We start from the raw sequence: 23,660 nt of genomic DNA, 5'->3' as shown, positions 1-23,660 counted from the left end.
CTGGGAACTATCCAGCGGCGTGTTGACGCAGGCCGCCCGCGCGGGAACGAGCGGCCATCGTCCGGGTTCGGTCAGGCCCTGAGAGCCTCGGCATTGTCCTTGGCGTAGGTTTCCAGGCTACGCGGCTCGTGGCCTGTCAATATCTTTACGTCGCCGGTAGGGTTTGCCACCCAGCCTTCGCGCACGGGATGGAAGATCGACGCGAGGAAGCGGGCGTAGTCCTCGGGCACCCCGGCGCCGACCAGCACGCCGACGAAGGTCTCGTCATCGACAGGCGTGTAGGCGATGGGCTTAACGGTCACGCGTGACAGGATCGCTGCCGCCTCGCCGTAGCTCAGCGCTTCCGGCCCGGTGAGGTTGAAGGCGCGGCCGTTGAAGGCTTCGCTGGTCAACGCTGCCACGATGCTTTCGGCAATGTCGCGTGTATCGATGAAGCTCGTCTTGCCTTCGGCCGCCGGAACCGCGATCGCGCCGTGGCGGATACCCTCGATCCAGTAGCTCTGGAAATTGTCGGAGAACCAGTTTGGCCGGAGGATGACGAAGGGTGTTCCGGTTTTCTCGAGCTGCAGCTCAAGTTGGCGATAGGGGATGTTGTCGTCCGCATCGACGCCGATGACGGTCATCAGCACGACCTTGATGCCGCGCGCGGCAGCGGCGGCCATGATCGGTCCGACCAGCCCGACCGGGTCGAGATATCCCGCCGGTGTCAGAACGAACAGGCGGTCGACGCCGTCGAGCGCCGGGCCAAAGGTCGTGGCATCCTCGTAGTCGAAGGCGACGGCTTCCGCGCCATCAACGGCTGTCGCCTTTCGGGACACAGCCCTGACCGTTTCGCCACGCGCGACCAGCGCCCGTACCACCTTGCTGCCGATCGTCCCGTTCGATCCAAGAACCAGAATCTTGCCTGCCATCACCGTTCTCCTAAGTATCCAAATGAAACCATGTTGCGGATGGACACTGGATATTGGTCCGGGAAAATGCTGTAAAGGAGGCAGTTTTTGGTGACATGGTTTCCGCTCGGAAACCGCGATGGGGTGCCCGATGGAGTACGACGTCTATATCCAGACCTGTCCGACCCGCCTGGTGCTGGACAGGCTTGCCGACAAATGGGCCGTGCTGGTGCTTGGAAAGCTCGATGAACAGCCGGTGCGCTTCAACCAGTTGAAGCGCGAGATCGACGGCATCTCGCAGAAGGTGCTGTCGCAGACCCTGAAGAAGCTGGAGCGGGACGGGCTCGTCAGCCGCAGCGTCTTTGCGACGGTGCCGGTGACCGTGGAACATGCGATCACGCCGCTCGGTCGCACGCTGACCTCGACGGTCGCGGCGCTGACGCGCTGGGCGGAGGAGAACATCGAGGCTGTGCTGCAAGCCCAGCAAAAATACGACCGCAGCACCTGAGGCGGCTGCGGCCGGCAAGTTTGCCACTGGCGCAAAGGCGCCTGTGGCCTGGGAGAGAGGATCAGGCGACGAGCTTGAGGCCGATGCCCCAGGGGTCGACGAGGCTTTGGCCATTGCCGTTGCGGCTGACAGCGATTTCCAGCGTATCGAGCTTCGCGAGCGCCGCTGTGAGCTCGCCCGGCTCCTTGTACTGGATCGTATAATCCGAAAGTCCGGTCATGTGGCCTTCGCGCTTCGGCGCACCCCGCGAGTTCCAGATATTGGCGGCGACGTGATGGTGGTACTTGCCCGCGCCGAAGAAGCTCGCGCCGGGATAGCGTGCCATCAGCCCCAGGCCCAGCACGTCGCGGAAGAAAGCATCGGCCTGAGGAATATCGGACACCTGCAGATGGATATGGCCGATGGCCGTCCCGTCCGCCATGCCGCCCCAATTGTCCTTGGGTGCTTCGTCGTAGAGCGCCTGCAGATCGAGCGGCAGCGTATCCATGCCGACGGTCCCATCCGGCTTAAACGTCCATTCGCTCCGCGGCCGGTCGCGATAGACTTCGATGCCGTTGCCTTCCGGATCGGCGAGGTAAATCGCCTCGCTGACCAGGTGGTCGGACGCGCCCTGCAGCCTGATATTGTTGTGCGCGATATGGGCGAGCCAGCGGCCGAGTTCTTCGCGGCTCGGAACAAGAAAGGCGTTGTGGAAGAGGCCAGGCGTGTTGCGTGGCGCCCGCGCGGCGTTGCCTTCGGTCGTCAGGGTCAGCAGCGGGTGGCCATTGACGCCCAGCGTCTCGCCGCTCTTGCTCGCTTCGATCGGGCTCAGGCCCATGATCTTCTGATACCAGGCGGACACGGCCGGCAGATCCTGGACGACCAGATGCGCATGCTCGACATGCGCGGGCATGGCAAGCGCATGGTCGGTTGGCATGTCGAAAGTCTCCTGCGAGGTCATGTCTGTCTCCTTGGCATCGAAGCTACGGCCGGTTCGCCGTTTCAGTTTCATCGAAACTGTTGGGAATATGGGCCGCCTCGTTCGTTCACGGAAGCCTGTCAGTCACTTGATGTTGTGTTCGACGCGCGTTGACAGTGGTTGTCGTCGCCCTACCTCATTTCGAGTGGGGCCATGCGCGCGCAGCGCTTTCGATTTGATTTCAATCAAAGCCGAAGATGCCGTCGAGGCGCAATCTTGAGACGAGGGATTGGCCTGTGGCAACAGCCTGGCGATCCGCGTGGGCAACAGAAGGAGTACAGCATGTACAAGAAGATCATCGTCCCGATTGCCATGGATCAGCTCGAACACGGCGAGTCCGTGCTCGGCATTGCCGAAAAGCTGATCGATGAGGGGGGCGAGATTATCCTGCTGAACGTCGTCGAGGATCTGAACGCCTATGCGCAAGGCTACATGATCGTGGATTTCCCGCTGGAAATGGTCGAGGAATCCCGAAAGCAGGCGTTAAAGACGCTCGAGGCGCTCAAAACCAAGCATGGGATCAAGGGCCGCATCGAAATCCGCACCGGCGGGGCCGCCGGCACCATTAACGCCCTTGCCAGCGAAGAAAACGCCGATCTCGTCATCATCGCGTCCCATCGGCCGGGCCTCATCGACTACTTCATCGGATCGACGGCAAGCCGGGTCGTCAGCCATTGCCCCTGCGCCGTTCTCGTCGACCGGTAAGCCACGAACAACAAGAGCGCATGCGGCGCGAGACCTTCGCGCCGCCACCGCCAAGGAGTCTTCAGATGGACAAACATGGGCTTGACGACTTTCACGACCGCCTGACACGCCGCAAGGCGGAGCTGCAGGGGCGTCTGGTCAGGATCGAGCACGATCTCGATGAGCCGATGAACGCTGATGTCCCGGACCGGGTGACCGAGCGGGAAGGGGACGAGGTTCTCGAAGGCCTTGGTCTTGCGGGCCAGGAGGAGATCCGTGCGATCGATGCCGCGCTCGATCGGATCGCCGCCGGCACCTTCGGAACCTGCGTGCGCTGCGGCCTGCCGATTTCGGCGGCGCGCCTGCAGGCTGTGCCTCATGCGCCACTATGTCAGGAGTGCGCGGCCGAGGTCGCCCGCGGCGGGCGTTGACGTCAGGCGGTCGGACCGCTCCCCAAATCCACTTTCAGTCGGGGAAGGAACCGCCCGGGGATCACGCTCGACGCGACGACCCCGTCATCGATTGCCCCCATGCGGCGGTAAAAGTCGGCAGCGCCGGGATCCGCATCGATCGTCATGACCATTGCGCCGCGCTTGCGGGCGGCTGCGACGCACCAGTCGAAAAGCTGCCGGCCAATGCCTGCCGCCCGTGCTTCCGGCTCGATGAACAGCTTGTCCAGTTCAACCACCTGTCCGCTCCCGCGGACCTGCGCCAGACCGAGGATGCGCTCGCCCTCCATGGCGACCTGAAGCTCCGAATCCATCCAGTCGTCGGCTGTGAGCGTCAAAGCCGCCCGGCATGCCTCAAGGAAGGCGGCGTCATAACCCCAAACGGCCTTTGATCGCACGCAGAGGTCGCTGAGCGCGGCCGCCTGATCCGGCTGAGGGCTACGCAAGACTGACATGATGATCCTCCCGATCGCATCCTTCGGCCGTTCATGTGGTCATCGCCGTGGCCTTCGGCAAGTCTCCCGTCAAACTTCTCAGACCGGTCATGCGATTGTTGTAATGCGTTGCAAAAGTTGATGCTTTTGCCACGTCCCTGCTTCTTTGCCGCGGCGCGGCCTTGTGGCAGGATGGTGGAAACGTTGCGGTGCGATGGGGCATGCGCGCCGCCGGAGAAGAAAAGGCTCGGGGAGAGGGAAGACGTGGAATTCGCAGGCGTCAAATGGAACTATGACCGTTCGGAACTGATTGCCGACGGCATCGTTCACGGCATCGGCCTGGCGGCTGCCTTGGTTGGCGTGACCGCGCTGATCTTCTACGCAACGCTGTGGAGCACGACCGGCCAGCTTGCCGCCGCCGCCGTCTATGGCGCGGGACTGCTCGCGACGCTCTCGATCTCGTTTCTTTACAACCTCTATCCGGTTTCGCGCACCAAGTGGTTCCTGCGCCGCTTCGACCACTCCTCGATCTTCGTACTGATCGCCGCGACCTATACGCCCTTCCTGCAGCGCGGCCTCGATGATCCCTTCCTGTTCGTGATGCTGATCGGCATCTGGGCGATCGCCGGCCTGGGCGTCGCCATCAAGTGCTTCTTCCCGGGCCGCTTCGACCGGCTGGCGATCCTGCTCTATCTCGCCATGGGATGGAGCGGCGTGCTCGCGGTCGGCCCGCTGCTGTCGGCGCTGACGGCAACGACGCTCGTGCTGATCCTGATCGGCGGCATCATCTATTCTGCCGGCGTGATCTTCCATGTGTGGGAAAAGCTGCGCTTCCAGAACGCCATCTGGCATGGCTTCGTCGTAACCGGAGCGGCGGTACACTATTCGGCCGTGCTGACCTGTTTCAGCGCCGCGTCCTGAGCGGCGATCAGTTTGGCGCTTCGCCGGCGGCCGCGGCGACCGGTGGATGCTGGCAACCTTCTGAAGGTCTCAGCGCCTCTGCCATGCGCGAAATCACGCCATCGAAGCTGGTGAGCCGGGTCTTGCGGTACTGCAGGCGGAAATAGGCGGCGCTGCCGTCACAGAGCGCGATCGCCCGGGTATAGAACACTTCGTCACCGCGCGCGCCCGAGAAACTCGCCCAGGCGGCCGTCACACGCGAATAGGAAATCCGCCAGTCACCCTCCCGCTCGTAGCCCATGCGGTCGTTGACGTCGGTCTCGAAGTCACCGTCCATGAGCGTGCTGCCAAAGACCGAAAGGGTCGCGCCGTTGTCGTTGGCGTGAAAACTCGCGCCATCGCCATTGTCGCCCTGGCTCTGCAGCTCGAAACCGGGAGGAATGTCGAGCACGTAGCCAAAGCGGGCGTTGGCGTAGGGAACCCAGTCTTCGGCCGCCGCCGCTGTGAGGGCGGAGGGAAGCAGCAATGCGAGTGCTGTCAGGATGCGTAGCATGCGGACCTCCTCTCGCTTGCTCGATCTATAGCTTCTAGCGCGGCTGGCGCCATGGGACCGTTCCCGGCGGAACAGCATCCCATGCCACTCCTTCCGCGCCCCGGTGTCAATCCTCGGTAAACGTCATCGCATGGCCGTTCAGGCAGTAGCGCAGCCCCGTCGGCGGCGGGCCGTCGGGAAAGACGTGGCCGAGATGCGCATCGCAATCGGCGCAGCGGATTTCCGTGCGCACCATGAAGTGGGAGCGGTCCTCGATCTCGCGGATCGCCTGATCGTCGACCGCGGCGAAGTAGCTCGGCCAACCGCACCCGGAATCGAACTTGGTGTCGGAGCGGAACAACGCCCGGCCGCAACAGACGCATTCGTAGGTGCCCGTCTGTTTGTTGTTGAGGAACGGACCAGTGAACGGACGCTCGGTGCCCTGCTGTCGCGTGATGCGATACTGCTCCGGCGAGAGCTGTGCCCGCCATTCCGCATCGGTTTTCACCACTTTCGGCGTCTTTACGGTCGTCATGAACGTCTCCTGTCGTTGCCGCGACTATATAGGAATGCAGGACCGCGCGCGCAAACATCACCAGGCCGCGTCCGCGTGAAGGGCCTCAAGCGATTTCGCGGCGGATCACCGCCGGCCCGGCCCCGAGCCTGCGTTTGCTGTCATTGTAGAAGGCAATGAACTCGGCCGCCGGCAGCGCCTTGGAGAACAGCCAGCCCTGGCCGTATTGCACGCCGCGCCCAATGAGATAGTCGGCCTGTTCCTGCCGCTCGATCCCCTCGGCAACGATGTAGAGATCGAGCGAATTGGCGATGTCGATGATATGCGGCGTGATCGAGCTGGTGGCCGAATCGGTGCCGACCGTATCGATGAACGACTTGTCGATCTTCAGCGCATCGAGCGGTAGCTCCTGCAGGTATTGCAGGCTCGAATAGCCGGTGCCGAAGTCGTCGATAGCCACGGAGTGGCCACGCCGGCGCGCCTCCTCGATCGTCGCCCGGGCGGATTTGACGTCCATGAAGCCGCGTTCGGTTGCCTCCAGCCAGATCTGTTCTGTAAGCACGCCGGTGTTTCGAAGCGCCGCCTCCATTACCGGCAGGATGCGTCCGGATTTCAGGTCGTCGGCGGCGAGGTTGATCGCGATGTGCAGCGAGCGGTCGGCGACGAGCACGCTCTTCAATTCGGCGATCATCGCAATGAGGACCTGATCGGTGATTTCCTCGATCAGTCCGTTTTCTTCCGCAAGAGGGATGAAGAGATCTGGCCGGACCATCTGCCCATCGGGGCGCCGCCATCGCACCAACGCCTCCGCGCCGACGCAGATGCCGCTCTTGAGCTCGATCAGCGGCTGGTAGTGCACAATGAACTCGCGCCGCTGCACGGCAATCGAAAGCTCGCCAAGCGGCGACAGACGACGCCGGGATAGCCAGACGACAAGCCCGACCATCAGCGCCGCGACCAGCGCCCCGACTGGCAGGAGCAGCAGGCGTTCCCGATCCATGTCGCTGAGAATGGCGATGCTGGGCGCAGTGGCAACGGCGATCCAGTCGGCGTCCCGTGATGTTGCAAACAGGTCCTCGGCATTGCTGCCGGTCTTCGGAAGATCGGCGAGCCGTTCCGTCAGCGACGGGTCAGGATCGTTGAGGGTGCTGACCAGCACGCCGTTTTTGGTGGCGACAGCAAGCCGGGTGCCGGGCTCGGCGATCACGTCGACGAACCGGACCGGGTTGGTCAGCACCGTGTAGGAGCGATACCGGAACGCCGTCATGGGCGCGCCGGTGCTGATTGTCGGATACATCCGCGGGATGACTTCGACGCCGTTGCTCGCAAAGAAATCGGCAGGCGGCGAGCGGGTGAGCCGACGCGGCGGGTAACCCCACGAGGTGCATCTGAGCAACCCGTTCTCGAAGTAGCCGATATCCTCGATGGCGGTCGTGTTGACGACGAGGGAGCGCAAGGCTGCGATATGCGTGGCCATGCATGGCGGCATGTCGAACCGGTCGGCCGTCTTCAGCGCCCGGGACGCTTCTCCGAGCGCGGCGTCTGCGCGCATGATGGCATAGTCGGCCAGGCGGGCGAGCCGGGCCTGTTCGCCGCGCACGGCGATCGACCAGGAAAGATAGTAGGCCGCAAGCATCGGCAGGATCGCGCCGAGGGCGGCCAGGATACTGGCGATGACGACTATGCGAGATCGTTCCAAGCGGGTCCCGCCCTATTCGAGATAGTGATGTTCTGTTCCGTGCCTGTCGTTATCGATACTGAAGCGGGCAACCGCTTCTGAGCCGTTGCAAGGTCTGCCGGCGGAGGCTTGTGGTCGGTTCGCTCTGAATTGAGAAAGTCTGCAAATACAACTATCACGTCTTGCAGTTCCGTTTCCAGAACGTTCGATCTATCCCCCGCCGCCCGATGAATATTTTGCTAACAGCATTTTAATTGTTGTTGGCGGACACCGCGTAAATCGCGCGAATCTGGTAATGCAAGGCCTCCGCTTCGGTTCGTCCGGCCGAACTGACGGATATATAACGCCGATTTTATCCGGATAAGGCTTGAGACCCCAACACCCTTCTTTTATGTCGGGAGTCCGATCGATCATACGATGAAATAAAAGGAGCAGGCCAGGACGATGGATGTTGCGGCCCTGACATTTCTGGCCCTCGCACTGCCTTTCGTCGCGGCATTGCTCGCGCCGCTTCTGACACGTCTTCTCGGGCACAACGCCGCCTGGGTGCTTGCGCTGTTTCCCTTGGCGATCGTGCTGCACTTTATCCGTTTTTGGCCGGAAGTCGCCAAGGGCGAGGTGGTTACGGGCGGCTATGCCTGGATACCCTCGTTCAACGTCAGCTTTTCCTGGCTGATCGACGGCCTGTCGCTCACATTCGTCCTGCTGATTGCCGGCATCGGCGCGCTGATCGTGCTCTATTCCGGCGGCTATCTGAAAGGCCACCCGCAGCAGGGGCGGTTCTTTTCCTTCATCCTGATGTTCATGGGCTCGATGCTCGGGGTCGTCGTCTCCGACAGCTTCCTGATGCTCTTTGTGTTCTGGGAACTGACCTCGATCACCTCGTTCCTGCTGATCGGCTTCGATCATTCGCGCGAGGCGGCAAGGCGCGCAGCCCTGCAGGCGCTGGTCGTAACCGGAGGCGGGGGCCTGTTCCTGCTTGCCGGACTGCTGATCATCTGGAATGTCAGCGGCGTCACCCAGCTCTCGCTGCTGTCTGCCTTCGGGTCGGAGATGCGCGAAAGCCCGTTCTATCTGGCGGCGCTGCTCCTGGTACTTGGCGGCGCCTTTACCAAGTCGGCCCAGTTCCCCTTCCATTTCTGGCTGCCGAACGCGATGGAAGCCCCGACGCCCGTCTCGGCCTATCTGCATTCGGCGACCATGGTGAAGGCCGGTGTCTATCTGCTGATGCGGCTGAACCCGGTGCTCGGCGGCACACCCGAATGGCAGATCCTTTTGCCGCTCTTCGGCGGCGCCACACTCGTCATCGGCGCGGCGCTCGCTTGCCGCCAGACTGACCTGAAGCTGATGCTCGCCTACACGACGATGGCGTCCCTCGGCCTGCTGGTCATGCTGACAGGGCTTGGCGCACCCCACGCGATCGAAGCGGCGGTGCTCTATCTTGTCGCCCATTCGCTGTTCAAAGGCGCCCTGTTCATGGTCGCCGGCATCATCGACCACGAGACCGGCACGCGCGACGTGACGAGGCTCGGGGGGCTTCGCTCCGCCATGCCGCTCACCTTCGTCATAGCGCTTGCCGCGGCATTCTCGATGGGCGGGCTGTTTCCCTTCTTCGGCTTCATCGCCAAGGAGGAGATCTACTACGCACTCTCAGGCTTCGATCGCCGTTCCCTGGTCTTTGCCGCGATTGCGATCCTCGGCAATGCACTGATGTTCGCGGTGGCCTTTGCCGTCGCGCTCAAGCCGTTCGTCGGTGCAAAGATCGAGACGCCGAAGGCGGCCCACGAGGCTCCGATCTTGCTCTGGCTCGGGCCGGCGCTGCTTGCCGCCAAGGGGCTCTCCGCGGCGCTGCTTTCCGGACTGACGCATGAACTGGTATCGACGCCGATGGCGTCGGCGATCGCGGGCGAACCCCGTGCGGTCACGATTTCGGTCGTTCCTCACGTCGGCTTGCCCTTGATCATGTCGATCGTGACCGCAGTCATCGGCATCGGCTTTTATCTGAAGCTAGACCGTGTGCGTGCCTTCATGGCGACGATCCTTGCCGATATCGGCTGGGGTCCGGATCGTGGCTTCGACCAGTTCATCCGCGAGCTCGTTCGTTTCTCCGTCGCACTGACCCGCCGGCTGCAATCCGGGCGCCTCGAAGTCTACATGACCGCGACCTTCATCCTCATTGCCTTCGTGCTTTTGGTCGTGCCGATCGCCTATGGCGAGTTCCCGCGCCCGCCGCTCTTTGCCGCCGACGTGCCGCTGCATGAATTGGCGATCATGGCGATCGCGGTCATCGGCCTCATCGCGGTGGTGCTTGCTGCCGACCGGTTGACCGCCATCGTTTCGCTCGGCATCCAGGGCTTTGCCGTCGCGGTCATCTTCCTGCTCTATGGCGCGCCGGATCTGGCCTTCACCCAGTTCATGATCGAGACGCTTTCGGTCGTCGTCCTTGCGCTTGTGATGACGCGGCTCCGGTTGTCGCCGTCGGACCATCGTCCGCTTGCGCAAAAAATCCCGGATGTCGCGATCGCCCTTGCCTGCGGTCTCGGCTTCGGGCTGATGCTGTTGAAGGTGACGGGTGTACCCTTCGATGCGACGCTCACCGACTTCTTCAATCTCTACTCGAAGTCGATCGCCCACGGCGCCAATGTGGTGAACGTCATCATCGTCGATTTCCGCGGCACGGACACGCTGGGCGAGATCGCAGTGGTGATGGTCACGGGTCTTGCGATCCTGTCCTTGGTTCGCTTGAGGGCGGGTTCGCTGCGGCGCGTCGCCGATAACGATCCGGATGCGGAGGAACGCGCATGAAGTCGGTGATTTTCCGCGCCGTCGCGCCGTTCCTGACGAGCCTCATGGTGCTGTTTTCGATCTTCGTCCTGTTGCGCGGCCACAACGAGCCGGGCGGCGGTTTCATCGGCGGCTTGATCGCGGTGTCGGCGCTGGCGATCTACGGCATCGCCTGCGGTGTCGAGACGGTGCGCCGTGCGATCTATTTCCACCCGATGGCGATTGCCGGGGCAGGCCTCCTGGCCGCGACGGTCGCCGGCCTGATCTCGATCGCCGCCCGCGTTCCCTTCATGACCGGCCTGTGGGTCTATCCCTCGGTGCTCGGCCTGGAAGTACCGCTCTCGACGGTGATGCTGTTTGATTGCGGCGTTTATCTCGTGGTCGTCGGCGCGATCAGTTCGATTGCGCTTTCGCTCGAAGAGCGGGGAGGCGAATGATGGAAGCCTGGTTCGCTCTGCTCGTCGGCATCTTCTTCACGGTCGCCGTCTATCTGCTCCTGTCGAAGTATGTCATCCGGGTGCTGCTTGGCGTTGCCATCCTCGGAAATGCCGTCAACCTCCTGATCTTTACCGGTGGCAGGCTCACGCGTGGCATCCCGCCGGTCGTTCCCAGCCACAAGGATGCGCTCGTCGGCCCCGCCGCCAACGCCCTGCCGCAGGCGCTGATCCTGACGGCGATCGTCATCTCCTTCTCCTTTTTCGCGTTCCTGCTGGTTCTTGCGTGGCGGGCATACGAGCAGCTGCAAACCGACAATACCGACGAGATGCGCGTTGCCGAGCCGAAGGACGAGCCGGCTGCGCCGCTTGGATACTGACCGACCCATGGCCGCTACAACCTCTCCCCCCGCAGATCTCTCCGCCGCGCTCGTGCTCGAGCCCGTCGCGTCTGCCGACTGGCTGGTGATCCTGCCAGTTGCCTGGTGCCTCGCAATCGGCGCCCTGCTCGTGATGCTGCGCCGGAAAATTGATTGGCATCCCTACATCGCGGTTGCCGGCCTGGCCGGGCTCGTCATCATCGACGCGCTCCTACTTCGCCATGTCCTTGCAAGCGGACCGGTAACGATGGTCATGGGGCGCTGGCTGCCGCCTTTCGGCATCGCCTTCACCGTCGACCTGACCGGCGCGCTCTTTGCTTTGACGGCCTCCGTCGTGGCGCTTGCCGGCGGCGTCTATTCGCTCGCCGACATCAACGACAGCGGTCGGCGCTACGGCTTCTATCCGTTCCTGATGCTGCTGATGGCCGGCGTCTCCGGCGCCTTTCTGACCGGCGATATCTTCAATCTCTATGTCTGGTTCGAGGTGTTGCTGATCTCGTCCTTCGGCCTGATCGTGCTCGGCTCTGAACGCGAACAGATCGACGGAGCGGTGAAATACGGCTTCCTCAACCTGGTCGCGACGACCCTGTTCCTGATCACGACCGGCTATCTCTATGCGAGCTTCGGCACGCTCAACATGGCCGATATTGCCCGCAAGGCCGAGGGGCTCGCGGGTACGGCGCCGCTGATGACGCTGACGGCGCTGTTCGTGCTTGCCTTCGGCATGAAGGCTGCTGCCTTTCCGGTGAACTTCTGGCTGCCGGCGTCCTATCATACGCCGCGCGTGGTCGTGTCGGCGCTCTTTGCCGGTCTGCTTACCAAGGTCGGGATCTACGCCTTGATCCGCGTTACCGTCATGCTGCTGCCGGTCGAGCGCGAAGAACTGAGCTTCGTCATCGCCATTGCCGGCGCGCTGACGATGCTCGTCGGCGTTCTGGGCGCGTTGGCGCAGACGGATTTCCGCCGCATGCTCGGCTATCTCGTCGTCTCCGGCATCGGCTCGATCCTTGCGGGTGTCGCCGTCGGCGGCCCGGGCGGCATCGGCGGCGCGATCTTCTACGCGCTGCATTCGATGCTCGTCATGACCGCGCTTTATCTCGCGTCCGGTGTCGCGGCGAGGCTCGGCGGCAGCTTCTCGCTTGTCTCTCTGGCGGGCCTCTATCGCCGCCATGCCGGTTTCGCGGCGCTGACGCTCATGCTTGCCTTCGCCGTCTCCGGCCTGCCGCCGTTCTCCGGCTTCTGGCCCAAGGTGATGCTGGTCAAGGCGGCGCTCGATATCGGCGCCTGGTGGCTGGCGGCCGTCCTGCTTCTGACCGGCTTCCTGACGACCATCGTCACCGGCCGCTTCTTCCTGCTCGCCTATTGGCGTGATGCGGCCTCTGGTGAGGGCGGCGCTGCGTCTGCGACGATCGCGCCGGCGGCACTTCTGCCGCTTGCAGCCTTGACTGTGCTGGCGCTCGCGATCGGTCTTTATCCGGAGCCGTTGCTTGCCATGGTTCAGAGTGCAGCGGCGGGCCTTTCCGAGCCGTCGGCCTACCTGGACTCGGTCTTCCCGGGAGGTGCCCCGTGACCAAGTTCCTGACCATCAATCTCGTGTTCACGGCGATCTGGGGCGCCATCAGCGCCAGCTTCTCGCCGGCCAACCTGATCCTCGGTTTTGCCGTCGGAGCACTCTCGCTCTTTCTCATCCGGCGCGAGCTTCAGCCGGTTGCCTACCCTGTGCGCCCGATCAAGCTTTTCCTGCTGACGGCGCTGTTCTTCAAGGAACTGGCAATTTCGGCGACCAAGGTCGCCTTGCTGGTCATTCAGCCGAAGATGGTGTTGAAGCCCGGCATCTTCGCCTATCCGCTGACGGTCAAGAGCGACTTCGAAATCGCGCTGCTGGCCAATCTCATCACGCTGACGCCGGGAACGCTGTCGGTCGACGTCTCCGACGACCGCCGCACGCTCTATGTTCATGCGCTCGACTGCGCCGATCCGGGCGGCCTCAGGCGCGATATCGCCAATGGCTTCGAGCGCCGGATCAAGGAGGCCTTCGAATGACCCTGTCGGCGCAGATCCTCGCCCTTCCCACCGGCTTTGCCTTTGTCGTCCTGTCCGCAGCGCTTCTGATAACGGTCTGGCGCATCATCCGCGGCCCGACATTGCCGGATCGGGTGCTCGGCCTCGATATGCTGGTGGCGATCGCCATCGGCCTCATCGCCGTCGTCGCCATACGCACCGGCTTCAACCTTTACATCGACATTGCCATCGCGCTCGGCCTTGTCGGTTTCCTGGCAACGGTCGCCTTCGCCCGCTTCGTCCTCGCGCGCGGCCTCTCGCCGGAGAGGGCGGCTGTCGAAGGGGGCGGAGTGCAGGTCAAACGCGCGTCGGCGACGAGAGGCAAATCGACGCAGCGCAAGCGCAAGGGGGCGCGCCGATGAGCCCGGTCCTCGAGATTGCCGTCACCCTGCTGGTCGCCGTTCTGTTGGTTGTCGGCGCGATCTTTTCGCTGCTGGCGGCGATCGGCATCATCCGTTTCCCCGATCTCTATACGCGCATGCATGCGGCCTCCAAGGCCGGCACGATCGGATCGGGCCTGTTGCTTCTGGGCGCAGGCGTGCATTCTCTCGATCCAGCCATCTTGATTCGCGCGCTCGCAGGCTTCTTTTTCTTCGTTCTGACTGCGCCGATCTCGGCTCATCTCCTGGCAAAAGCCGCACATCAGGTAGGTTACAGACTGACAAAGCTGTCTGTCATAGATCAGCTTCCGCAAAAGGAAGAGCCGCGTCGCGACTGATCGACGACAGTTCTGAAACTGTATTTCAGAACATTACGATCGAGTGTGGCCATTTTAGCAATTTGGAGATAAACTTGCTAAGTGTCGCTAAATTTATGTTTGGATTTTTCGCGCATCGATGTTAATCGAGTAAATGTAAAGTGTCGTCGTGGAAAATACTTTGATCTGAAATTCCAGCTTGAGTTGTGAATGCTGATTGTTGCTTTGAGAGTTCGGTCGTCACCGGTGACTCGGCAGCAGGTTTTGTAATCAAATTCCAGCTCTTGATATCGCGGCCGGTGTTTCTCCTTGCCGCGTTGATGGTCCATCCCAAGGCAGCCAAGGCTTCCTGACGGCTCTTGCAAGCGTTCCTCCCCCGAAACGCCGTTTCGGGTTGTGCTTAAGTCCGATAGGAGAAAGAAATGACTGAAACAGCGCTTGGCGCGAGCCATGAACTTCTGGTTGAGCTGACGGCGGAAATCGTTGCCGCTTACGTCAGCAATCATGTGGTTCCGGTCGCCGAGCTTTCCACGCTGATCGCAGATGTGCATTCGGCGCTGAACAACACGGCGGCTCCCGCGCCGGTCGTCATCCCCGTCGAAAAGCCGAAGCCGGCCGTATCGGTCCGCAAGTCCGTTCAGGACGACCAGATCACCTGCCTCGAATGCGGCGGCACCTTCAAGTCGCTGAAGCGCCACCTGATGACCCACCACAATCTGTCGCCGGAAGAATACCGCGAGAAGTGGGACCTGCCGACCGATTACCCGATGGTCGCGCCCGCCTATGCGGAAGCACGTTCGCGCCTCGCCAAGGAAATGGGTCTCGGCCAGCGCCGCAAGCGTCGCGGCAAGTAAGACTGGTCGTCCCGCGGGCCCAATTGCCCCGCGCATGACGGATATGGGCATGTTCACAAAGGCCGGACCAGAGTGTCCGGCCTTTGTGTTTCGATGGCAATGGAGAAGGTCGTGCGTCCGGCCCCGCGCTGTTCAAGCCGCCAGGCGAAGCTCCGCCTCGTTCTTGATGCGGCGGATCATCGAGCGCAGACCGTTGGCGCGCTGGGTCGACAGATGCTCGATCAGGCCGATCTTGCCGAAGGTGTCGATCGCATCGATACGGGCGATGTCGGAGGCATGTTTGCCGGAGTAGATGGCAAGCACGATGGCGACGAGCCCGCGCACGATATGGGCGTCGGACTCGCCCTCGAAATTAAGGACGGGATCCTCGGGATTGCCGGCCGCATTGGTGACGAGCCAGACTTGGCTGGCACAACCCTGAACCTTGTTTTCCTGCGTGCGCTTGGCCTCGGGCATTTCCGGCAGCGCTTTGCCGAGCTCGATCACATAGCGATAGCGATCCTCCCATTCTTCAAGAAAGGCGAAATCGTCGATGATCTGGTCGAGCGTCGTCATGGTCCGGTCCATTCGTCGGGAGATTATAGGCTCGCCGGTCCTTGCCGCGAACACTTTCATTCCTGTTCTTGCCCGCCGCTTTCACGCGCTCGAGCTTTCAGCCTTCATATAGGCGATGGCAGAGCCATTGAGAACCGGCAAATATACGACGGATGCGGAGCACCTATCTCTTGGTCAGACCGAGATGCTTGTCGGGATACTGATTGAAAAGGTCACGTTGCCGCCAGCGCCCTCGATATTGCCGGTGGCGGCCGAAAGCGACTGGCCGGCGGTCCGGGCCTCATCCGCATCGCGGCCGGATCCCTTGGCGCGTAATTCCTGCTCCGCCTTGCGCAGCAGTTGCTTCACTTGTTCGGCAACGGATTTGAGTTCGGCTGCCACCTTCGCCAGGGGATCGGAGCCGCCGTCATCCCCGCCGAATTCGCGATAGGCACGCTCGGCAAAGCTTGTCCGTTCCGAAGAGGGCTCAGCCTCACCGCCGGTCACGGGGGCATCGGTTTGCGCGCTGGACGCATCTGCTTGCACGGTGCCGGCATCGGCAAGCACGGCTGCGGCCGAGGCGGATGCGACGCCGCTTGCCGCTCCCCCGCCGCCGGCGCCGGCCAGCTGTTGGGCGGCCGTGCCGAGCTGTTGTGCAAGCTGCTTGGCGAGCCTTGCAAGCGTTTCCGGGTCCGATGCGAAGAACCGGAGCATGCGGAGCTGCTCCTTGACTTCGTCGAGCTTCTTTTTAGCGGCAGCGGCGCGGTTCGCAGCACTTTCGTCATCGCGGCCAAGAAGCAGGGCGGTCGAGGCAGGGCTCTTGCTTTCGCCAACTGCGCCGGGGGCGGCGCCGGACGCCGCCGGGCGTGTCACGCTGGCGTTCGAGAAAAGCCCATAAATCTGCATTGTCTGCCTCCAGCCGTCGGTGCGGCGGACCTAAGCAGGCAGGGCTTGCGTGTGGCTGTGCGGCGAGAAAATCAGCGGTTGCGGGTGCAAAAAAGAAAACGCCGCGAGGGGATGGGATCCTCGCGGCGGCCGCAACGGGACGGCAAGTCAGGCAGTAAGTCAGGAATGTGCAGGATGCGGCGCGGTCACTGGATAACGGCAGCCTTGGGGTCGAGGCGCTTTTCCGGAACCGGGGTGCGCTTGAAGACCGGTTCGGCGTCGAGGGTGCTGACCTCGGTCGCCGGAGCTGCCACGTCGGCAGCCGGCGTGACCGTACCGGTCGTCACCTTGGCATCCGGCGTCGTGGCATCGGTTTCGGCAAACTGTGTGTCGAGGAATTCGTAGGCGATGCGGGCGCCTTCGCGGGCTCGGTGGCCGAGGGCAACGAAGGTTTCGGCACCCTTCTGGCAGACATCCGGCTTCTGGATGCAGATGGCGCTGATGTATTGGAACGCCTCATTGGCAGCAGAGAAGGTGTCGCCGAGTTCTACTTTCGGGGCGTGTTCGAGTTTCTGCGCGCTCGAAGGGTCGAGGAACGGCAGCAACACCAGTACCAGCGAAAACCAGAATGTCGCCTTGATGAGAAACCACATGTTCTGCCCATCCTTCGTTCGGCTGCCGCGGCCCGCCAGTCTTGTAGCCGGCTTTTGCACCTTCGACATCCCGCAGCGCCGTGGTATCCCCTGATACCCGTTCACGCCACCTTCTAATCCTTGGAGCCTGCCGGCGTTCTCTTGGTGCCCGGCCCCTTGTTGAGATCGACATTACGGCGGGAATCACAAGACGGCTTTTCGAAATCGAGCGGCATTTGCTTCAAATTTTAATGAAATGCCGGTGTCCGGCGATTTGCAGGGCATTTGTGTCGCATTTTAGCGTTCGCCGTTAAGGTTCGTGGCAGAGCCGGGCGCGGCAACCCCGAACGCAGCGGCAATCGCACGCCAAAAGCCGCGCCACAATCGTTAACACAGTGCAGAAAATGCACAGAAATCCGTTGCTTACGCCCCATTAACCACAAGAAATGAAGGTCGCCCGATTTGGCTCAAAACGGGATTTTTCGACCGTTTCGCACGGTTCCGGCACGGCCGCGTTTATTCTTTCATTAAGCCGGGGGTGCGAGATTCCGACATGTCACGAGGCGGCTTGAGTCTCGATCCAAAGGGTCGTGAAAACAGAGAGCGTCGGCCTCGCAAGAACAACAAATGTAGCAGGGTAAAGCGTGAGCGTATTGCGTAACATGGCTGGCAGATGGACGTCCCGTGTGGACGAGGTCGCGGCCCTGTGGCTTCCCCGTCGTGAGGCGTCTTCGCCGGCCGATCTCCGCCATGCGAAGCGTTTGCGCACGCTGGCAGCGGTTTCCCTGACGGCCCTGCCGGTGGTGCCGCTTGCCCTGTCGCTCGCCATGCCCGTGTCTTCGGCTCTTCCTTTGGGCACCGCTCTTTGGGCCTCGGCCTCGCTGCTTGCGGCTGCCGGCGCGATTGTTCGCGGCCGCGCGCCGGAAGATGTGGCACCGCCATTGGAGCCGGTCGTTCCGGATCTGTCTGCCGCCTATGACCTCTTTGCGGGTCTGGTGACTGTGCATGATCTGCGCGGCAACGTGCTTTCCGTGCACGGCCGCGACGCGGCCGAGCATCTGACCCTGATGCGCGATCCAGCGGGCCGGGGTTTCATCGAGCAGATCCACATATCCGATCGCATCACCTTCCTGAGCGCGATCGACATTCTTCGCCAGGGCGGCGACCGGGCGACGGTCGACATCCGCATCGAGCGGCGCACGCTGCCGATCGAAGGCGAACAGTTTGTCTATATGTCCTGTGAGCTGGCGCCGCTGCGCGACGACAATGGCCGGCTGGTCGCGATCCTCGCTCAGTCGCGTGATGTCTCGCAAGAAGCGGGCCTGCGCGCCGAAGCTGCGGCCAGAACAGCCGAGGCGGTATCGGCAAACGATGCCAAGACGCGCTTCCTTGCCGCCGTCAGCCATGAACTGCGCACGCCGCTCAATGCCATTCTCGGCTTTTCCGACGTGCTTGCCGGCGAGTATTTCGGCAAGCTCGAGAACGATCGCCAGCGCGAATATGTGGGCCTGATCCATAAGTCCGGCGAGCACCTGCTTTCCGTCGTCAACACCATGCTCGACATGAGCAAGATCGAAGCCGGTCGCTACGAGCTGATGCCCGAGCCCTTCGGTGTGGCCGAAGCCGTTTCCGCCTGCGAGGCGATGTTGTCGCACCAGGCCACGGAAAAGGGCGTGAAGCTTGCAAGCCGCATCACCCGCGGCATCGGCGAGATCAACGCAGACCAGCGCGCCTTCCAGCAGATCCTCATCAATCTGGTCGGCAATGCCATCAAGTTCACCGATCAGGGCGGCGTCGTCACGATCGATGCGGAGGCCGACGGCGCGATGCTGAAGCTTTCCGTCAGCGATACCGGCATCGGGATTGCGGCCGACAAGCTGGCGCTGCTTGGTCAACCTTTTGTCCAGATCCAGAACGATTATACTCGCCGCTACGAAGGCACCGGCCTTGGCCTCTCGCTGGTCAAGGGTCTGGTTGCGTTGCACGGCGGAGAGCTTTCCATCCGTAGCCGCGAAGGCGAGGGTACCGTCATCGTCGTCACGCTGCCGCGTGATGGCTCCGGTATCGCCTGCGCGGAGCAGGAAGAAGCGCGTACGCCGGTGACGGTGGAATTTCCGCCGCGCCTGAAGGATTGTGATGTCGCCCCGGCCGCCGAAGGGGGGCGGTTCGAGGGGAAAAGCTTGAACGAGGAACGGGGATATGGCACCGCGCAAGCGAAAACAGCCTGACCGGAAAAAGGCTGCGCGGCAAACGCCCGGCCTGGCCGTGCGCGGGCTGGTCCTTGCCGGACGGGGTGCTGGGCTTGCCGGTCGTCTGATGGCGCGCCATCCGTTGGTGTCCGGTGGCTCGGCCGCCTTCCTCGTCGTGTTCTCCTTCGTTGCGGCCAATGCCATGTGGTATCAGCACGGCACGCACCCGTCGCCGCTGTTGCGCACCCGCGTCCCGCTCGTCAGCGCCGAAACGGCGCAGCGAATCGCCATCGCCAAGGGCGAGGAGATCGAGCCGCGAAAGGTGACCACCTTCGTTATCGAGCGCGAGGGTGAGGCAAAGGCTGAAAACGTCGAGGATGTGATCGCGTCTGCCTCCGCGGACGTGGCGTCGGAAAAGCCGTCGCCCGAACGGGTCGCGAGCGTGCCGGATCCGGCGCAGTCGAAGCTTGTCTCCGAGATCCAGAAGGAATTGGGCCGGATCGGCCTTTATGACGGCGCGCCGGACGGACGGAGCGGTCCGCGCACGGCAGCAGCGATCCTGCGGTTCGAGGAGCGAGCGGGTCGCACGGGAACCGGCGCGGCGAGCGTCGAGCTGCTGCAGGCCTTGAAGTCTGCACCGGCTGAAAAGGCCGCCGCGGTTCCGGCTGGACGGCCGCTTTCCGAAACGAAGGGCGGGGGCGTGGAAATCGATCCGGTCGCTGCGGCCATCCGCTCGGCCGAGAAGGAAAGCACCTTCGTTCCGCGTGCGGAAATTCCGGTATCGAGCGAACTGGTGCTGAACATCCAGAAGGGTCTCAGCAACCTTGCCTATGCGGACGTGGCGGTCGACGGTGTTGCCGGAGAACAGACGCGGGCAGCCATTCGCCACTTCGAAAAGCACTACCGCCTGCCACAGACCGGCGAACCCAATCCCCAGGTGCTGAAGAAGCTCAAGGAAATCGGCGCGCTCTGACGCATTTAGTGCACGCTCGCGCCTGTCGTCGCTCAGCTGCGGTTTGCCTCCTTCGCTCCGCGCGTGTATCAGCCTCCCATGCGCCTGAAGTCCTACATCTTCGTCTCGTCCCTGCTGCGTCGTGCGTTTTCGCTTGGCGGCTATGCCGCGGTGCTGCGCAAGGGAGCAGAGGACGCCGGCGCGATCTTCATTCGCCAGCGGACGCGTTTGGGCACCGAGACGCTCTTTGCCCCGGCGCCGCAGAATTTCTTCGCCGACGAGATTGATCTCGGCCGCAAGTTCGAAGTGCGGCTCAGCGACAGCGACGCCGAGCAGGTCGACGCGGCGCTTGCAAGCGAGATCCGCTTCGATCCGGATTGCTGGATCGTGGAGATCGAGCTGGACGACCGCGGCGATCTGTTCGAGGTCGTTGCCGAAGATGGAAAAGGCCGGCCCTGACGCCGTCTTGCCGAATGCGCCGACCTGCTTGACTCTCCACTTGGTGGAGGCGGTAGGACGCGTTTATGGACGATCAGATCTTTTCGATAGGCGAAGTTTCGAAGCTGAGCGGCGTACCGGTCAGGCGGCTTCGGTTTTACTCGGACAAGGGGTTGCTGCCACCGTCCACACGGACGGAGAGCGGTTACCGCATGTATTCCGGGGCCGACCTGGCGCGGCTGGACCTCGTCCTTGCCCTGCGTGAAGCGGGCGTGAGCCTCGCGGACATCAGCAAGATCCTGGCCAGCCGAACCTCGTTTACCGACGTTCTGGCTTTGCGGCTTCGAACGCTCGAAACGGAAATCCGGTCAAAGCGCCGGATCGCCACGGCCTTGAGAATGGCTTTGAGGATCCATGAACCCTCCCCAACGGATCTCAGGAGATTGTGGATCGTGACCAAAATTTCAAAGACGGAATTTCGTGCCGCGCTCGAGCGTTTCTATGATGACGTCGCCGGCGGCGCGCCGATGGATGCGGCGTGGAAGACGAAAATGATGGATGCCGGTACGCCGGCCTGCCGGACGACCCGACAGCCGAACAGGTCGACGCCTGGGCGGAACTGATGGAGATGCTGTCGGACAAGGCCTATGCCGCTGAGATGCGCGCCCACATGTCGGACCTGTGGACGCAGGAGTTCGATCCCGCCGCCTACGCTCAAGCCGCCGATGCCACCTTTGCGCGGGTGAGAGCGGCGATCGACAATGGCCTGGGGCCCCAGTCGGCCCTCGGCAGAGAGATCGCTGCCGAGTGGCTGGCGCAGTCGGCAAGGGCGATGAAGCGGGCTCCGGATCAGGTTTTCCTGGATTGGCAGCTCGAACAGTATCGCAAGCACCACGCCCGTTCGGCGCGTTACCAGGAATTGATGGCGGTGTTGCAGGGGCAGGCGCCGCAGGCTCCGACCGGTCGTGAGTGGAGCTGGATCATCGACGCGATGAAGCAGCTTTTCTAGGGCGGGAAGGTCGGCTCCATCGCCGAAGTTGCAAGACATGCCCGCATGAACGGCAGCATGTGTCAGCCGCGGCGGCGGCCAAATAGTCGCTGCGGCTGGCCGTTGACGGACGTTGCTGCAACTTTGCGCGGGCCAACGTGGCGCGTGTCGTTTGCAGTATTTTCGGCAAAATAGGCTTCGTGCCTTGCCGCGGGCGCCGCGTTTTCGGCTTCCGCCTCGAGCCAGGCATCGAGCTGCGCGCGACAGGCGGTGCGGTCTATGGCGCCAATCAAGGCGGCGGCATGGCTGGTTTCGCCAAAGGGCTCGCGAAGATGTGGATAGAGGGCCTGAAGCACGAAGCCGGCATCGGCCACATCGACGTCGAGTGCGACCAGGCTCGTTGCCAGCATCTGTCCGGAAATATCGAGCAGGATGCGCTCGACCTGCGCATCCCTGGTGCCGAGCGCCTGACCGAGGACACGCGAGAACAGGATAATCTCGCCGCTCCTCGCAAAACGCACGAGCAGAGCGGCATGTACGTCTGTCATCGTCGCGGACGACGGCGTCTGTGGAATATTTTGCGGACGGGCGCCAGCGAGCGCCTTGATCTCGCGGCGAAGCGCCTCTTCGCGCGCTGTACGCAATGAAGCGGCTTCGTCTTCCTGGCTCGCTTGCTCTGCTGCTGCCGCTTTCACGGCGCTGCTGCGCGCTGCCAGTCCCGGCGGGTTGTGATGTTCGACGAGCGCATCGACGACGAGCGGAGAGAGGTTCGGGCGGCGGCCAATGGCGGCGGCATGTTCCGGCCCGCGCTCACGGATGATCGTTATCAGCGTACGGTCCGCGATCGCCTTCGAACGGGTCAGGAAAATTGCCGCGATGGCGATCGGCATACCGCCGATCAGCGCTGCGACTGTCTCTGGAATTTGCTGGCATTGCGAAAGGGCGGCTGCAGCCTGCCGGCGGGCTTCGTTGCTGGAACCAAGGAAGAGCGGCTCGAACAGCTCGGCAAATTGCTTCATGTCGGACTTGCGGGGAAAACGCAGGCTTTCGAAACCGGTGACGGTCGCCATCAGGACGACGTCCTTCAAGCGGCCAGTCTGTGGCCTTTCCAACTCACGAAAGCGATCCGTCACGATAATTCCCTGCACGCAAAACATGATCGCCATTGCCGGCGATCCGGAACGGCACACGTCGCAAAAATTAGAAGAAAAGCGTTAGCGTACTGTTAACTATGGATGTTGGAGCTTTATTCAGGCTTGCGGCACACCGAGGGCGGGCGGAGCGCCTACGGATCGCCGCGCCGGCACCGCAAATCTCGGGGACATCCGCGGCCGTAGCCATAAAAAATCCACATGCTGTCATGAGTTATCGCGGCGACGGTGAAGGGCCCGGACGCCCGCCGACGTTGGGGGCCGTGTGAAGAGGGGCCTCTCCATGGGAGATATGGAACTGTGAAGAAATTTATTCTGCGCGCAGCGGCGGTCTGCGCGCTCCTTGTGGCTCCGGCGATTGCGCAGGCTGCCGAGGGTTTTGCTACCGCCAACGTCAACATGCGCTCCGGTCCGAGCACGCGCTACCCGGCGGTGTCGATGATCCCGGTTGGCGAATCAGTCGAAATCCATGGCTGCCTTGCGGATCTGCCGTGGTGCGACGTGTCGTTCTACGGCGGCCGTGGCTGGGTTGCCGGCCGTTATGTCCAGGCCGACTATCGACGCAACCGCGTCTATGTCGAACCGCGTTATTATCGCCCGCTCGGCATTCCGACGGTTGTCTTCCAGTTCGACAGCTATTGGGACCGCAACTACCGCGGCCGCGATTTCTATCGTGAACGCGATCGCTGGCGCCGCGGACCGGATTGGGTCGATGACCGGCGTGATCGCCGCGATTGGGAGCGGCAGCGCGAGCGCGAGCGCCGTGACTGGGAGCGTGAGCGGCGCAGCAATCAGCGCGACTGGGAGCGCCGGCAGCGCGACGAGGACAAGTGGCGCGACGACGAATGGCGCCGTCAGCGCACGGAACGCGAGGATCGGCGTGATTGGGAACGCCGCGACGACGGCGTGCGCGTGCGACAGGACGACGGCACCGTCTATGAGCGCGCCCGTCCGGCTCCGATGGTTCGCTGCCAGATCGACGATCCCTACTGCGAGAACTGATCCGCACACGGCGCGTCGGCGCGCCTTGTCTGATGGGAAAAAACGGGCGGCCCTGGTCGCCCGTTTTGCGTTTCGCGAACCTGCTTTCAACGGTTTTTGGCGGAACCAAACGCCAGCCGGCGCGTTGAGCCC

29 protein-coding genes are annotated in these 23,660 nt (G+C 62.8%); 18 read left to right on the top strand and 11 right to left on the bottom strand.

What is annotated here, in order from left to right; genetic code table 11:
* Positions 1-71 precede the first annotated feature (71 nt).
* Positions 72-911, bottom strand: a complete 840-nt coding sequence (locus BLU15_RS06350; RefSeq protein ID WP_090294686.1) for an SDR family oxidoreductase — start codon at positions 909-911, stop codon at positions 72-74.
* Positions 912-1,041: 130 nt separating this feature from the next.
* On the opposite strand from BLU15_RS06350, the gene BLU15_RS06345 reads away from it, so the two are divergent.
* Positions 1,042-1,398, top strand: a complete 357-nt coding sequence (locus BLU15_RS06345; RefSeq protein WP_090294685.1) for a winged helix-turn-helix transcriptional regulator — start codon at positions 1,042-1,044, stop codon at positions 1,396-1,398.
* Between the two features lie 61 nt (positions 1,399-1,459).
* On the opposite strand, the gene BLU15_RS06340 is transcribed toward BLU15_RS06345, so the two are convergent.
* A complete protein-coding gene (locus BLU15_RS06340; protein ID WP_090294683.1) occupies positions 1,460-2,338 on the bottom strand; it encodes a VOC family protein in 879 nt (292 codons plus the stop codon).
* Between the two features lie 300 nt (positions 2,339-2,638).
* Between BLU15_RS06340 and BLU15_RS06335 the strand changes: the two genes are divergently transcribed.
* Both BLU15_RS06335 and BLU15_RS06330 read left to right on the top strand, forming a co-directional pair.
* Positions 2,639-3,061: a universal stress protein gene (locus BLU15_RS06335; protein ID WP_029742913.1), complete on the top strand. Its 423-nt coding sequence runs from the start codon at positions 2,639-2,641 to the stop codon at positions 3,059-3,061.
* 65 nt (positions 3,062-3,126) lie between these two features.
* Positions 3,127-3,471, top strand: a complete 345-nt coding sequence (locus BLU15_RS06330) for a TraR/DksA family transcriptional regulator (protein WP_029742914.1) — start codon at positions 3,127-3,129, stop codon at positions 3,469-3,471.
* A 2-nt stretch (positions 3,472-3,473) separates the two neighbouring features.
* On the opposite strand, the gene BLU15_RS06325 is transcribed toward BLU15_RS06330, so the two are convergent.
* Positions 3,474-3,944: a GNAT family N-acetyltransferase gene (locus BLU15_RS06325; RefSeq protein WP_090294680.1), complete on the bottom strand. Its 471-nt coding sequence runs from the start codon at positions 3,942-3,944 to the stop codon at positions 3,474-3,476.
* Positions 3,945-4,187: 243 nt separating this feature from the next.
* Between BLU15_RS06325 and BLU15_RS06320 the strand changes: the two genes are divergently transcribed.
* Complete coding sequence (locus tag BLU15_RS06320) at positions 4,188-4,844, top strand: PAQR family membrane homeostasis protein TrhA (protein ID WP_029742916.1); 657 nt, start codon at positions 4,188-4,190, stop codon at positions 4,842-4,844.
* Between the two features lie 7 nt (positions 4,845-4,851).
* Here the strand turns inward: BLU15_RS06320 and BLU15_RS06315 are convergent, their stop codons facing one another.
* From BLU15_RS06315 to BLU15_RS06305, 3 genes are all read right to left on the bottom strand, one after another.
* Positions 4,852-5,376 carry a hypothetical protein gene (locus tag BLU15_RS06315; RefSeq protein WP_060604052.1) on the bottom strand — a complete coding sequence of 175 codons (525 nt, stop codon included), beginning with the start codon at positions 5,374-5,376 and terminating at the stop codon, positions 4,852-4,854.
* Positions 5,377-5,482: 106 nt separating this feature from the next.
* Positions 5,483-5,890 carry a peptide-methionine (R)-S-oxide reductase MsrB gene (gene msrB / locus BLU15_RS06310; RefSeq protein ID WP_034789321.1) on the bottom strand — a complete coding sequence of 136 codons (408 nt, stop codon included), beginning with the start codon at positions 5,888-5,890 and terminating at the stop codon, positions 5,483-5,485.
* A gap of 85 nt (positions 5,891-5,975) precedes the next feature.
* The gene (locus BLU15_RS06305) at positions 5,976-7,568 is read right to left on the bottom strand and encodes an EAL domain-containing protein (protein ID WP_244546711.1); all 1,593 of its coding nucleotides are present in this window, start codon (positions 7,566-7,568) and stop codon (positions 5,976-5,978) included.
* Positions 7,569-7,991: 423 nt separating this feature from the next.
* Between BLU15_RS06305 and BLU15_RS06300 the strand changes: the two genes are divergently transcribed.
* Genes BLU15_RS06300 through mnhG form a run of 7 tightly spaced genes read left to right on the top strand, consistent with a single transcriptional unit; the run spans position 7,992 to position 13,924 of the window.
* Positions 7,992-10,352: a putative monovalent cation/H+ antiporter subunit A gene (locus BLU15_RS06300; RefSeq protein ID WP_090294679.1), complete on the top strand. Its 2,361-nt coding sequence runs from the start codon at positions 7,992-7,994 to the stop codon at positions 10,350-10,352.
* Entirely contained in the window at positions 10,349-10,768 is a 420-nt protein-coding gene (locus tag BLU15_RS06295; protein ID WP_034789325.1) for a Na(+)/H(+) antiporter subunit B, read from the top strand. The genes BLU15_RS06300 and BLU15_RS06295 overlap by 4 nt, the downstream gene beginning before the upstream one ends.
* The gene (locus tag BLU15_RS06290) at positions 10,768-11,145 is read left to right on the top strand and encodes a Na+/H+ antiporter subunit C (RefSeq protein ID WP_060604062.1); all 378 of its coding nucleotides are present in this window, start codon (positions 10,768-10,770) and stop codon (positions 11,143-11,145) included. The genes BLU15_RS06295 and BLU15_RS06290 overlap by 1 nt, the downstream gene beginning before the upstream one ends.
* Before the next feature lie 7 nt (positions 11,146-11,152).
* Positions 11,153-12,715, top strand: a complete 1,563-nt coding sequence (locus BLU15_RS06285; RefSeq protein ID WP_090294677.1) for a Na+/H+ antiporter subunit D — start codon at positions 11,153-11,155, stop codon at positions 12,713-12,715.
* A complete protein-coding gene (locus tag BLU15_RS06280; RefSeq protein WP_034789330.1) occupies positions 12,712-13,188 on the top strand; it encodes a Na+/H+ antiporter subunit E in 477 nt (158 codons plus the stop codon). Before BLU15_RS06285 ends, BLU15_RS06280 begins: the two co-directional genes overlap by 4 nt.
* Positions 13,185-13,568, top strand: a complete 384-nt coding sequence (locus BLU15_RS06275; RefSeq protein ID WP_090294676.1) for a cation:proton antiporter — start codon at positions 13,185-13,187, stop codon at positions 13,566-13,568. Before BLU15_RS06280 ends, BLU15_RS06275 begins: the two co-directional genes overlap by 4 nt.
* The gene (gene mnhG, locus BLU15_RS06270; protein WP_060584314.1) at positions 13,565-13,924 is read left to right on the top strand and encodes a monovalent cation/H(+) antiporter subunit G; all 360 of its coding nucleotides are present in this window, start codon (positions 13,565-13,567) and stop codon (positions 13,922-13,924) included. Before BLU15_RS06275 ends, mnhG begins: the two co-directional genes overlap by 4 nt.
* Before the next feature lie 121 nt (positions 13,925-14,045).
* On the opposite strand, the gene BLU15_RS39840 is transcribed toward mnhG, so the two are convergent.
* Entirely contained in the window at positions 14,046-14,237 is a 192-nt protein-coding gene (locus BLU15_RS39840; protein ID WP_210187433.1) for a hypothetical protein, read from the bottom strand.
* Positions 14,238-14,325: 88 nt separating this feature from the next.
* Here BLU15_RS39840 and mucR point away from each other — a divergent pair, with 88 nt between their 5' ends.
* Positions 14,326-14,757: an exopolysaccharide biosynthesis transcriptional regulator MucR gene (gene mucR, locus BLU15_RS06265; protein ID WP_034789336.1), complete on the top strand. Its 432-nt coding sequence runs from the start codon at positions 14,326-14,328 to the stop codon at positions 14,755-14,757.
* 132 nt (positions 14,758-14,889) lie between these two features.
* Here the strand turns inward: mucR and BLU15_RS06260 are convergent, their stop codons facing one another.
* From BLU15_RS06260 to BLU15_RS06250, 3 genes are all read right to left on the bottom strand, one after another.
* Positions 14,890-15,312: a SufE family protein gene (locus BLU15_RS06260; protein WP_034789482.1), complete on the bottom strand. Its 423-nt coding sequence runs from the start codon at positions 15,310-15,312 to the stop codon at positions 14,890-14,892.
* A gap of 174 nt (positions 15,313-15,486) precedes the next feature.
* A complete protein-coding gene (locus BLU15_RS06255) occupies positions 15,487-16,197 on the bottom strand; it encodes a hypothetical protein (RefSeq protein ID WP_090294674.1) in 711 nt (236 codons plus the stop codon).
* Between the two features lie 185 nt (positions 16,198-16,382).
* Positions 16,383-16,829: a DUF5330 domain-containing protein gene (locus BLU15_RS06250; RefSeq protein WP_060604068.1), complete on the bottom strand. Its 447-nt coding sequence runs from the start codon at positions 16,827-16,829 to the stop codon at positions 16,383-16,385.
* Positions 16,830-17,470: 641 nt separating this feature from the next.
* Between BLU15_RS06250 and BLU15_RS06245 the strand changes: the two genes are divergently transcribed.
* The 5 genes from BLU15_RS06245 to BLU15_RS06225 all read left to right on the top strand — a co-directional run bounded on the left by BLU15_RS06245 (position 17,471) and on the right by BLU15_RS06225 (position 21,396).
* A complete protein-coding gene (locus BLU15_RS06245; protein ID WP_082572955.1) occupies positions 17,471-19,036 on the top strand; it encodes a sensor histidine kinase in 1,566 nt (521 codons plus the stop codon).
* Positions 19,008-19,970 (top strand): peptidoglycan-binding domain-containing protein, encoded by a 963-nt coding sequence (locus BLU15_RS06240; RefSeq protein WP_060584318.1) that lies wholly within the window; start codon positions 19,008-19,010, stop codon positions 19,968-19,970. Before BLU15_RS06245 ends, BLU15_RS06240 begins: the two co-directional genes overlap by 29 nt.
* 78 nt (positions 19,971-20,048) lie before the next feature.
* Positions 20,049-20,408 (top strand): DUF1491 family protein, encoded by a 360-nt coding sequence (locus tag BLU15_RS06235; protein ID WP_090294672.1) that lies wholly within the window; start codon positions 20,049-20,051, stop codon positions 20,406-20,408.
* 65 nt (positions 20,409-20,473) lie between these two features.
* Entirely contained in the window at positions 20,474-21,010 is a 537-nt protein-coding gene (locus BLU15_RS40820; protein ID WP_090294671.1) for a MerR family transcriptional regulator, read from the top strand.
* A complete protein-coding gene (locus BLU15_RS06225) occupies positions 20,926-21,396 on the top strand; it encodes a hypothetical protein (RefSeq protein WP_143034201.1) in 471 nt (156 codons plus the stop codon). Before BLU15_RS40820 ends, BLU15_RS06225 begins: the two co-directional genes overlap by 85 nt.
* A 62-nt stretch (positions 21,397-21,458) precedes the next feature.
* Here BLU15_RS06225 and BLU15_RS06220 read toward each other — a convergent pair whose 3' ends face one another.
* A complete protein-coding gene (locus BLU15_RS06220; protein WP_090294808.1) occupies positions 21,459-22,532 on the bottom strand; it encodes a DUF2336 domain-containing protein in 1,074 nt (357 codons plus the stop codon).
* Between the two features lie 294 nt (positions 22,533-22,826).
* Here BLU15_RS06220 and BLU15_RS06215 point away from each other — a divergent pair, with 294 nt between their 5' ends.
* Entirely contained in the window at positions 22,827-23,528 is a 702-nt protein-coding gene (locus tag BLU15_RS06215; RefSeq protein ID WP_090294668.1) for an SH3 domain-containing protein, read from the top strand.
* The last annotated feature ends 132 nt before the right edge of the window (positions 23,529-23,660 follow it).

Origin of the sequence: Ensifer sp. YR511, from assembly GCF_900103045.1 — a bacterium.
GTDB lineage: Bacteria > Pseudomonadota > Alphaproteobacteria > Rhizobiales > Rhizobiaceae > Ensifer > Ensifer adhaerens.
This window is presented reverse-complemented; position numbering and strand designations above follow the sequence as displayed.